This window comes from Synechococcus sp. R8-2, from assembly GCF_047461715.1.
Lineage (GTDB): Bacteria > Cyanobacteriota > Cyanobacteriia > Thermostichales > Thermostichaceae > Thermostichus.
In genome coordinates, this window is sequence record NZ_JANSHQ010000070.1 from 1 (window position 1) to 10,049 (window position 10,049).

The 10,049-nt window shown below is 57.3% G+C and carries 9 protein-coding genes; 3 read left to right on the forward strand and 6 right to left on the reverse strand.

Annotation, left to right across the window (positions count from 1 at the left end; genetic code table 11):
• The coding region (locus tag NW819_RS01750; protein ID WP_414390845.1) for a hypothetical protein at positions 1-240 on the forward strand (240 nt) is incomplete at its 5' end.
• A 114-nt stretch (positions 241-354) separates the two neighbouring features.
• On the opposite strand, the gene NW819_RS01755 is transcribed toward NW819_RS01750, so the two are convergent.
• The 3 genes from NW819_RS01755 to NW819_RS01765 all read right to left on the reverse strand — a co-directional run bounded on the left by NW819_RS01755 (position 355) and on the right by NW819_RS01765 (position 3,434).
• Positions 355-1,383, reverse strand: coding sequence for a hypothetical protein (locus NW819_RS01755; RefSeq protein WP_414412710.1), 1,029 nt, complete (start codon positions 1,381-1,383; stop codon positions 355-357).
• Between the two features lie 357 nt (positions 1,384-1,740).
• Positions 1,741-2,853 (reverse strand): bifunctional diaminohydroxyphosphoribosylaminopyrimidine deaminase/5-amino-6-(5-phosphoribosylamino)uracil reductase RibD, encoded by a 1,113-nt coding sequence (ribD, locus tag NW819_RS01760; protein WP_414412714.1) that lies wholly within the window; start codon positions 2,851-2,853, stop codon positions 1,741-1,743.
• 26 nt (positions 2,854-2,879) lie between these two features.
• Entirely contained in the window at positions 2,880-3,434 is a 555-nt protein-coding gene (locus tag NW819_RS01765; RefSeq protein WP_414412711.1) for a hypothetical protein, read from the reverse strand.
• A 288-nt stretch (positions 3,435-3,722) separates the two neighbouring features.
• Between NW819_RS01765 and ppc the strand changes: the two genes are divergently transcribed.
• Positions 3,723-6,659, forward strand: a complete 2,937-nt coding sequence (ppc, locus tag NW819_RS01770; RefSeq protein WP_414412712.1) for a phosphoenolpyruvate carboxylase — start codon at positions 3,723-3,725, stop codon at positions 6,657-6,659.
• A 62-nt stretch (positions 6,660-6,721) separates the two neighbouring features.
• Here the strand turns inward: ppc and NW819_RS01775 are convergent, their stop codons facing one another.
• Positions 6,722-7,522: a Ycf66 family protein gene (locus tag NW819_RS01775; protein WP_414399556.1), complete on the reverse strand. Its 801-nt coding sequence runs from the start codon at positions 7,520-7,522 to the stop codon at positions 6,722-6,724.
• Positions 7,523-7,703: 181 nt separating this feature from the next.
• On the opposite strand from NW819_RS01775, the gene NW819_RS01780 reads away from it, so the two are divergent.
• Positions 7,704-8,105 (forward strand): hypothetical protein, encoded by a 402-nt coding sequence (locus NW819_RS01780; RefSeq protein WP_414330894.1) that lies wholly within the window; start codon positions 7,704-7,706, stop codon positions 8,103-8,105.
• Between the two features lie 384 nt (positions 8,106-8,489).
• Here the strand turns inward: NW819_RS01780 and aroH are convergent, their stop codons facing one another.
• Both aroH and NW819_RS01790 read right to left on the reverse strand, forming a co-directional pair.
• Positions 8,490-8,864 (reverse strand): chorismate mutase, encoded by a 375-nt coding sequence (gene aroH / locus NW819_RS01785; protein WP_011433434.1) that lies wholly within the window; start codon positions 8,862-8,864, stop codon positions 8,490-8,492.
• Between the two features lie 103 nt (positions 8,865-8,967).
• On the reverse strand, positions 8,968-9,654 hold the full coding sequence (locus tag NW819_RS01790; RefSeq protein ID WP_414412713.1) for a V4R domain-containing protein: 687 nt from the start codon (positions 9,652-9,654) through the stop codon (positions 8,968-8,970).
• Positions 9,655-10,049: the final 395 nt, after the last annotated feature.

A 10,049-nucleotide genomic window follows, 5' to 3' on the forward strand; every position in this document is an offset into this window, starting at 1 on the left:
ATGGTACGGCCAAGGTTGATGCGTGCGCCCGGATCCCTGGCACTCCAACGTCCACTCCAAACCTCTTTGCAGCGGCGCAGCCAAGCAATTAACCGGCGCAGCAAGTCTATCTACCGCAAAACCCGCTCCCTCTACCGACGCAACTTGCCCCTTTATCTGCGCAATTTGCTGTTGCAATACCGCACCAGCCTTATCTACAACCTCAAAGCCAGGCCTGTCAGCAGAACCCGTCGAGGATAGCAAGCCCCCCTCTGGATCCCAGCACAACAGTCTTCACCCCGTCGGAGTTGGTGATGGAGATTGTCCACCCCCAAGCCTGTGTAACCCCATAGGAGGGGTACTTCTTGCAGGAGACTATTGGATTGTGAAGCGGCCAACTCCCACCTTCTCGCCGTTGACATGAATCTCGACGCGGTAGCGGCCGGTGTAGGGCTGGCTGAAGCTCAAATAGCCTTGCACCGTGTCGCCGGGATCCCAGGGAACATCGAGCTTGCGGATTAGTTGCTCGCCCCCAGCTTCTCCGCCCTCGTAGTACCAGAGCATCTCCACCTTGGCGTTGGCAGGAAGGTTGCCCACCGGCAAGATGGCCCAGATCAAGGTGTCAGTGGTCTTGAACTCGGTTGTGGCCTCGCCAGGGCTGCCGTCCCCCCGACCTCGGTACAGGCCGATTGTCTTCAGCCCCGCCCCTTTGGGGATCTCTCCGCTGTAGGCACGGGCATCTGCTTGCGCTTCCTGACCCAGGCGATCCAGCTCAGCCAGCAAATCTTCCTGCTGCTTCAGGGCATCGGTTGCTTCCTGCAGCCACCGGGCGATCTGCCGCTCTGCGGTTGGGGCTTCCGAAACCGGGGAAGAAGGCTGTGCAATCGCCCCGCTGAGGTTGCGAATGGGAAAACCCTGAGCTGTCCCCACCTCGCTGCCCAGTAAGTTCAGCCAGCGGCTGCGCAGTTCAGGCATCATCTGGGGCTTGGCGGCGTAGGCAATGCGCACACTGCCGCGCGGGCCTCGGGTGATCCGGCCAATCTCATGTTCCTCAACTCCACTCACCGTTCCACGGCAACCAGCACTGCGGAACTCGTAGAGCACATCTTCTTCGCTCTCCCGATGAAACTCCCAAGTCGTTTGGGGGCAGCTAGCCAGGATGTTGTCCCGCATGTGGTTGGCGAGAAAGCGCGGCGATCCCTCGACATGAACGTCCATGACGGAGAGCATTTCTCTCCAAGAGGCCAAGCTCTCTCCGGGCCGTGTGAGAAGGGTTAGAGTAACCCCTTCTAGGACTTGATGATCGGCGAAAACCCACTCCCCTGGATCCCCCTCGATGACGACGTTTCCCGATGGGCTGAGGAAAGCGGATGCAAACAGGAGGCCGGCAAAAAGATTCAACACAATGCCCTTCCTTATCCTGGGATTTGTACTTGAAAATGAGATAGGACGACTTTCAAGCCGCTCACTGGGCAAGCAAAGAAGGGCTGGACAAAGAGGCTAGAGTCTTCGTCGTTGCCGTTTGCAAGGCTCACCTCAGGAAAATCTCGATAGATCCCTACAGCTTGATTTTGCTGACCTTACCAAAACGTCAATTGACCCCCCCAAAACATTGACCAGCCTAGCACAATTGAGCTCAATTCTGAACCCCACTTTGCAGAAATGCCGTGTTTTTCTGATGAGTATATCCATTTACATTGAACAGATATCAGCCTGTTCGTTCAGAAACCTGAAGCTCCCTGTATGGCAATCGAAAGCTGGTCACTTTAGTAGGTTACTGTGGCCAACTGAAGAGGAGATCTTTCCGATGATCAACCAGTTATCCCCCAAGGTCTCCAGCCGCGGCTCCACCAGTTGCCAGCTCTGGTTGACATCAGGGATCCCCTCGCCTGCTACCGGGGTTGGCGCAGCGGCTCCGCCTAGGATCTTGGGAGCGATGAAGGCGGCTACTTTCTGGATCGCCCCATCTTTGAGGGCTGCCCAGGCCAGCGTACCCCCGCATTCCCAGAGGGCGCTCAGACACCCCCGCTGAAAGAGCACTTGTGCCACCCGCGAGGGGGTTACCTGGGGCAGATGCAGCAGTTCTACCCCCTGCTCGGCCAGGGATCCCCAGAGGGGATGGATCTTTGGGGCTTCCGTGATCACCAATGTCGGCGCTTCTTCCACCTGCCACAGATGGGCAGAAGGGGGCAGGTTCAGAGAACGGCTGAGAACAACCCGCAACGGCTGGGATCCCTGCAACTCCGCCAGGCGACAGGTGAGGCGCGGGTTATCCTGCCAAACGGTTCGGGATCCAACGATGACGGCATCATGCCAGGCCCGCTGTTGGTGTACCCACTGCCGCGCCGGAGAGTTGCTGATCCAGCGGCTGTGGCCGGTGGCGGCGGCGCTCTTGCCATCCAGGGTCATGGCGTATTTCAGCAGGCCGAAACACTGTTGCCGCACAATGGCGAAGGCAAACCCCTCGTTCAGCTCCTGGCACTCCCGCTCCAGCACTCCCACCGTCACGTCGATCCCCGCCTCCTGCAGGCGGCGGATCCCTTTGCCAGCCACCAAGGGATTGGGATCCTGCATCCCCACCACCACCCGCCGGATCCCGGCGGCCAGGATGGCCTCGGTACAAGGGGGAGTGCGCCCATAGTGGTTGCAGGGCTCCAGGTTGACGTAGAGCGTTGCGCCTCTGGCCAGGGATCCCGCCTGTTGCAGAGCCAACACCTCCGCATGGGGCTGCCCTGCCCCCGGATGAACGCCTTCCCCCACCACCCGATCCCCCTGCACGATCACGCAACTCACCCGCGGATTGGGAGAGGGACGCTGAGGTGTAGAACGGGCCAGGGATAGACACCGTTCCATCCACTGCTGATCCGAGATCACAAAATGGGCATCCAATCCAGAGTGGCTCAAAGCAGTGACAAGGCTGCCAGCTTGCGGTTGAAAGCTGCAATTGCCTTGGATTCTAGCTCTGCCACCTGCAATGCGTAGTCGCGGGCGCGGGCCTTTTGTTCGTTGCTGACAATCTCTCCCGAACGCAGGCGATCCAACAAATCGAAGGGATCCAACACCTCATCCATCGGGAAGCGGCCCAGATGAATCATGATCGGCAGGCGATATTCCTCCCCGAGAATCAGAGCGGAAGCGAGTGTGGGCGATTCCCTCTCTCCCGGCCTGAGGGTGGGGCGAGCCTTGAGGCCAACCACCACCTGGCGATGGGCCTCGATCACTGCTCTGGCCCGATCCAGATCTTGATTTTTCCAATCCACAGCCAGCCTGAGGCGGTGGGCGATGAAATCCGCAGTGGCGATGTAGAGGAGAGAGGGATCGATGAAAGCATAAGCCCGCGTCTGGGCAGTTGACACCACTGTTTCACAAAACGCCGGGAAGGTGAGGGTGCCAGAAGTCCCCGCATCCACCACCGTGGTCACCCCTGAGCGGATCCCCGCCTCATCCGCAGGCAAACAAAAATCCCCCACCGACGTGAAAACCCAGTTGCCCGATTTTGTCCAATCCCTGGTCGGGATCCAGCAGATGTGCGTTGATAAACAGGGTGGCAGCCACCAGAACTCCTGCCAACAAGGCATTAGACCGGTATTGCGGCAAGGTAAAACACTTTTTTCTTGCAATTTGTAGGCTCAACTACAAAATCCGACGCGGAGAAGACCGCAATCTGAGCGTGATACCTGCTACATCTGCCGTTTCGACAAACAGGCTCTAATATTGGGATGGTTATTCTAGGAGCTGCCTTCATGACCTCTTCCCCCCACCTGACCGCTGCAGAGGGGGCAGCGGGTTCTGCCAACGGGCTGAAGGAGGCATCCCTGTTTGGGGAACGGGATCCCTTGGCCCATTCCCTTCAAGTCAACGAAGCCTTCAACCGCAGGAACAACCTGTTGAACCGTCGCCTGCAATTGGTGGAAGAACTCTGGGAATCGGTGATCCTGCAAGAGTGCGGTCAGTCTCTGGTGGATCTGTTGCAGCGACTGCGTTCCATGTGTTCCCCAGAAGGACAAGCCCTGGAGTACCCGATCCCAGAGGTACTACAAATTATCGAGTACCTCAGCCTCGACGCCACCATCCAAACGGCACGGGCCTTTGCCCTCTTCTTCCAGTTGATCAACATTGTTGAACAGCACTACGAACGGGCAGAAGACTCGGACATGCGCATGGTGGATAGCCAACAACGTACCGTGCGAGAAAACGAAAAATTTGAACGGCTGTTCCCTTACCTGCGGGCTCAAGGGGTGCCGCCGGGCCTACTGCGCAGATTGCTGGAGCAGTTGCACATTCGCATGGTTTTTACCGCCCACCCCACCGAGATCGTCCGCCACACCATTCGCGAGAAGCAACGGGCCTTCTCTCGCTTGCTCAGCCAACTGGATTGGGCAGAACAAACCCAGCCTTTGCAGGCCCAGATGATAAAAGAACAGATGGCGGAAGAAGTCTTGCTTTGGTGGCGTACCGACGAGTTGCATCAGTCCAAGCCGACTGTTTTGAACGAAGTCGATTACACCTTGCACTATTTTGAAGAGGTGTTGTTTCAGGCCATCCCCCTGCTGCACGAGTACCTCAGCCGCAGCTTGAAAAAGGCTTTTCCCAGCGTCGAGCCGCCGCCGGCAGGATTTTGCAACTTCGGCTCATGGGTAGGCGGGGATCGGGATGGCAACCCTTCCGTCACCGCCGATGTTACCTGGCAAACGGCTCGCTATCAGCGCAACCTCATCCTGGGCAAGTACATCGAATCGGTGAAGGCTCTCACCAAAACCCTGAGCATTTCCCTGCATTGGGGGGATGTGGACAGCCAACTGCTGGATGCCCTTGAGCAGGATCACCGCCTCATGCCTGAGGTTTACGAATCGTTTTCGCTGCAATACCGCCAAGAGCCCTACCGCCTCAAGCTCAGCTACATTCAGCGGCGGCTGGAGTTAACGCGGGAGCGCAACCGCAACTTGGCCGACTCCGCTTGTTTGCCCACCCCTCCCCCTGTGGACAACGCCTATGCCAACGCGGAAGAATTCCTGGCCGACTTGCAGCTTATCCAGAAAAGCTTGAAAAACAGCGGCCTTTCCTGCCGTCAGTTGGATCATCTCATTCAACAGGTACAGGTGTTTGGCTTTCACCTGGCCCATCTGGATATCCGCCAAGACAGCAGCTACCACGAAGCCGCTCTCACGGAAATTTTCGAGTACTTGCGCATTTTGCCGCGTCCCTACAACGAGATGACGGAAGAGGAAAAAACCGCCTTTCTCCTGCAGGAGCTACAAACCCGTCGGCCTCTGATACCGCTGGAGATCGCCTTTTCCGATAAGACAGCAGAGCTGATCGCCACCTTTCGCACCCTGCGCCGCATGCAGCAGGAATTCGGCTTGGCCATTTGCCAAACCTATGTAATCAGCATGAGCCGCCAGTTAAGCGACCTGTTGGAGGTGCTGCTGATGGCCAAGGAGGTGGGTCTCTACGATCCCATTAGCGGTCGCGGATCCCTGGCGGTGGTGCCGCTGTTCGAGACCGTCGAAGACCTGAAGCGGGCCCCGGAAGTTTTGCGGCAGTTGCTGGAGATCCCTTTCTATCGCCAGTACTTGGCTCAGCAGGGGAATCTACAGGAGGTGATGCTGGGCTACTCCGATAGCAACAAAGATTCCGGCTTTTTGAGCAGCAACTGGGAGATTTACAAAGCTCAACAACGCCTGCAGACGGTGGCCGAATCCTACGGGGTGAAGCTGCAGATCTTCCATGGCCGGGGCGGTTCGGTGGGCCGTGGAGGGGGCCCGGCTTACGAGGCCATCTTGGCTCAGCCAGGGCGCAGTGTGGGGGGCCGCATCAAAATTACCGAACAGGGAGAGGTGCTGGCCTCCAAGTATTCCCTCCAGGATCTGGCCATTTTTAACCTGGAAACCGTCACCAGCGCCGTGATCCAGGCCAGCCTACTGCGCACCTACCCCAACGATCTGCACGAGTGGTCGCGCCTGATGGAATCCTTGGCGGAGCGCTCCCGGCAGGTGTACCGTAACCTGGTCTATGAGCAGGAAGGTTTTGTGGAGTTTTTCCACGAGGTCACCCCCATTGAAGAGATCAGCCAACTGCAGATCAGCTCCCGTCCCGCCCGCCGCAGCGGTAGCCAAAAAGACATCGGATCCCTGCGGGCCATTCCCTGGGTATTCAGTTGGACGCAAAGCCGCTTTCTCCTGCCGGCCTGGTATGGGGTTGGCACCGCCCTACAGGAATACGTGGCCAGGGGCGAGCACAACCTCAACCACCTGCAGCACCTCTATCGCGAATGGCCTTTCTTCCGCATGGTGATCTCCAAAGTGGAGATGACCTTGGCCAAGGTGGATTTGCAAATAGCGCGTCACTACGTGCGGGAGATGAGCTCTCCAGAACGTCTAGAGCGGGCGATGGAGCTGTTTGAGTGTATTGCCCAAGAAATGCACCGTACTCGCACAATAGTGCTGCAGATTACGGGTCACAGCGAACTGTTGGAGAACGACCCTTATTTGAAGCGCTCGGTGCAGTTGCGCAACCGCTCTATTGTGCCCCTCGGCTTTATCCAAGTCTCCCTCCTCAAGCGCCTGCGAGAGCATCAGGGATCCCGCACCGGACGAACACGCTACGACCGAGCTGAACTTCTGCGTGGAGCTTTACTTACCATTAACGGCATTGCCGCCGGGATGCGCAACACAGGCTGAGGGATCCGACTAATTGACCCTGGCGCTGCTTCTATCAAGTTCAGATCGGCATTGAGAGCCTATCAGAACAGATCGTCATCATACTCTTCTGGCTCCACCTCTACTGGCTCTACTTCGACAACGCGGCGGGAAGGACGGCGGGGGGGTTCATCTGCGTAGCTTTCCCCTTGGTCTTGGGGCAGCCGTGGGGGACGGCGGCGGGTAGCTGTACCTGTGCTGCGCTCTTCCTGCACATCCACATCCTCTGGATACTCTTCGGTGGCAGGACGACGGGGGCGGCGGGCCTCTGGCGGCGGTGCTGGTTCATCGTAGTCCGTATCCTGACGCGGGCGGACCCCTGGCTCCTCGTAATACTCATCCCCTTCGGGTCGGCGGCGGGGACGCACACGGGTATCGCTGGTCAGTTGGGGCCGCGGGCGACGGCTCGGCTCTGCGCTGCCTTCGGGAATGGAGCGGGTGGAGGAGGTGTCGCGAATACGGGATCCCTCAGCCCGGGTGGAAACCGTGCGCCCTTGGGCATAGCCATCCGGGGGATAGGTGCGGCTGAAGCCTTGCCGCCGAACGGTCGGACGAGCCCCGCCCACCTGCCGTGCCTTTTCACTCAAGAGGATGCGCAACCGGAAAGTTTCGAGGGCAAACCAGCCGGCCATCACCGCCAACAGCACCTGGGCAAAGAACAGCAACGGAATGAGCCGCTGACCTTCCAAGAGCAAACAGACGGAATAGATCAGGCCCATCGTGGCAAAAATCACGTCGTACTCAGCGGAGGCCTCGCGCTTGATGAACCGAACCGCGAAGATGGCTCCACTGGCAATCGCCACCAGCGCTGCCATCAAAAAGTAGGGGCTTTGGGTGAGAAACATGCCAGGGATCCCTAAACGATGAAGACGGGAGAGCGTTGAGCCTTATCCATTCCACAGCCGATCCTAGCATTGATCCTCCTGGTGGCACGGACAACAAAACCCAGGTTTGGGTGTAGGGACGGGATCCCTCTTCAATAAAAGGGATCGGTGCTAAAATCGGCAGCATCTTCCTGCATGTTCCATGCTGTATCTGGCACGGGTACACAAAAAAAGTCTCTTCGGCCAGGGGGAGCTGCAGCTCTTGGCCCGGCAGGCCGAGGACGGGGTTTGGATGCCGCTGCGCAAGCCAGAAGGGGTCACCTGCAAAGAGGTTGGCCCTTACAACATTGGGGTGTTGCTGCTGGTTGAGCTTTCGGAAGAGCGGCAGGTACGGCGGGTGGAAGAGGCAGCCATGAAGCTGGTGGAGATGTTGCACAACCTATCCCGAACCCACAGTCTGGTGGATCTGTCGGAGATTGAAAGCTGGCGGCAATCCTTGACTCGGCAAAGCCAAGAGCTGAGCCGTCGCGAAGCAGAGGTGGCCGCTCGCCAAGAGCAACTGCAACAGTGGGAAAACCGTCTGCGAGAAAAGCTGTCTCCTTGAGCTCTCAGATCTACTCTTATCTTAAGTAGAGTCATTTTAAGCTAATTGAGAAGCCCCCCAAGTGCTCTGTGCCGCTGCCATCACCCCATCTCCCAAAAAGAAAGGGGAGCTGGATGGAAATGTTTCATACCTGTTTAAAATGACTGTAAGTCCAAGTAAGTCTATGAGTGAATCTGGATGTTCTGCGCCTTCCCAAATCAGTAGTGATACGACCCGGATCAACTTGAGTTAAGCCATTCTTTTCCCCCAGAATAAGCGGGGCAAATCCGGGATCCATCATGCCCCATGTTGCCCATGGCAACAGACTGTCCCACCTCCAGTGTAGAAATCCCCCGACTTTAGTCGGTGAGAGTGTCAACCCTGTGCTGGTGCTGTATGGATCGATCAAACAGTGCTGAGATCTGGCCTTAACTCGCGGGCACCTCGCAGATAAACATGCTGCATGTCCGCTTGAGCAAGTGGAGTATTCAACTGGATCAAAACCCGAATGCAACGGGGTAAGTCGCCGCTCACCTCCATCTGTTGCACATCCAACAGAGGCACCGACTCCCAACCGGGGCGACGACGAGCAAACTGGGCGGGAAAAGCTGCATTTAAATCAGGGGTAACGGAAAAAATAACGCTGACTAGTTCAGCCGGATCGAGGGCGTTGCGGTGCTCTAGCGTATCCAGCAGCTCAGCCACCGCCGCGCCAATGGCCTCGGCACTGTTTGTAGGTACGGTGATGGCTCCCCGAATTGCTCTGACTCGCCACCCCAATGGCCACACCCTCGCGCGCTTGAGCTCGCCTTGCTTCCAGAAAATTATACAGACTCATCTCTACTGGGATCCCATCCCTCTGGGGAAAACCAGCCCCCATCGCCTAGCTGGGCTGCAGGAGCTTTTCCAGGATCTGCTCGTGGCTGAGGCCGGAGTCCACCCAGGCTTCTCCCTCTTTGAGGCGGGCAGCAGCGGTTACGACAAACAAATTGCTCTTCGCTCCCAAAGCCTCGCTGGCAGTTTGCACGCAGAGCAAATCCTGGCCGGTTAGCTGGCTAAACCAGGTGGCCAACAGCCCTGCCTCCAGAAAGCCCATCGGACGCTTGAAATGGGGAGGGGTGACAGCAGCGAAGGGAGAATTGCGAATCGACACCACCAGGACTCCCTGATCTTTGTAAGTCCAGTCGATCTCGATCAATCCCCAGCCATGAGCTTTCCAGGCTTGTCTCAGACTTTGCAGAAAGGTGCCCATCTCTAGCTCGGCCAAAGGCTTCTGGTAGTAGTCGGAGAGTTCTTGGGCAAAACGGCGGAAAAACTCCTTGCCCCACATCCGACCACAGTTGCGCAACACCAAACGAGCAGCCTGGCCGGTCTCGTATTCCAGGCCCGTGTAGATGCCCCGCAGCAATGCCTCTGGAAGGGCCAAGAGACGTTCACCGTGGCGACTTTCCAGTAAGCCCGATTCCAAATCGCTTCGCAGATAAGCGCTGGGTGTGTAGTAGTTGGCCAAAACGGGCGTGTAGGGATCAAAGGTGACTGAGCCATTGGAGATAGAGCTGGTGCCGTTCATAAGGGATCCCCTGGTTATCCAATCCAAGTCGTTATTGAGCTTTAAGCATCCAAATAGGAGCAGGGTGCAGTTGACAGTTCGTTGGTTGTTGAGCTGGGAGAACGGTTGTTTACGCTCCAAATCTTATGGCGATCCCTCCAGCAATTGAATACCCCTTGGGCAGATTTACTACAACGCTAACATTAACTCCAACGACACTGAAGTCTCCGGCTAGTTGAGATAGAGCGCTCTAGCACCGAAAAATGCAAAAAGCAAAAAAGTATCTAGCTCTAAAACAGCAAGGCCACCTGTACCTGGGTGATTAAGGGGCGGATAAACTCCAACTCTCCAGGAGCCAAATGGTCTCTCAGCTCTTGCTGGAAAATCCGATAGGCAACCTCATAAACCCTCTGCAG

Coding starts and splice junctions, on each gene's coding strand:
- NW819_RS01780 (WP_414330894.1), top strand. CDS start 7,704: ATGCTGTATCTGGCACGGGTACACAAAAAAAGTCTCTTCGGCCAGGGG.
- NW819_RS01790 (WP_414412713.1), bottom strand. CDS start 9,654: ATGAACGGCACCAGCTCTATCTCCAATGGCTCAGTCACCTTTGATCCC.
- ppc (WP_414412712.1), top strand. CDS start 3,723: ATGACCTCTTCCCCCCACCTGACCGCTGCAGAGGGGGCAGCGGGTTCT.
- NW819_RS01775 (WP_414399556.1), bottom strand. CDS start 7,522: ATGTTTCTCACCCAAAGCCCCTACTTTTTGATGGCAGCGCTGGTGGCG.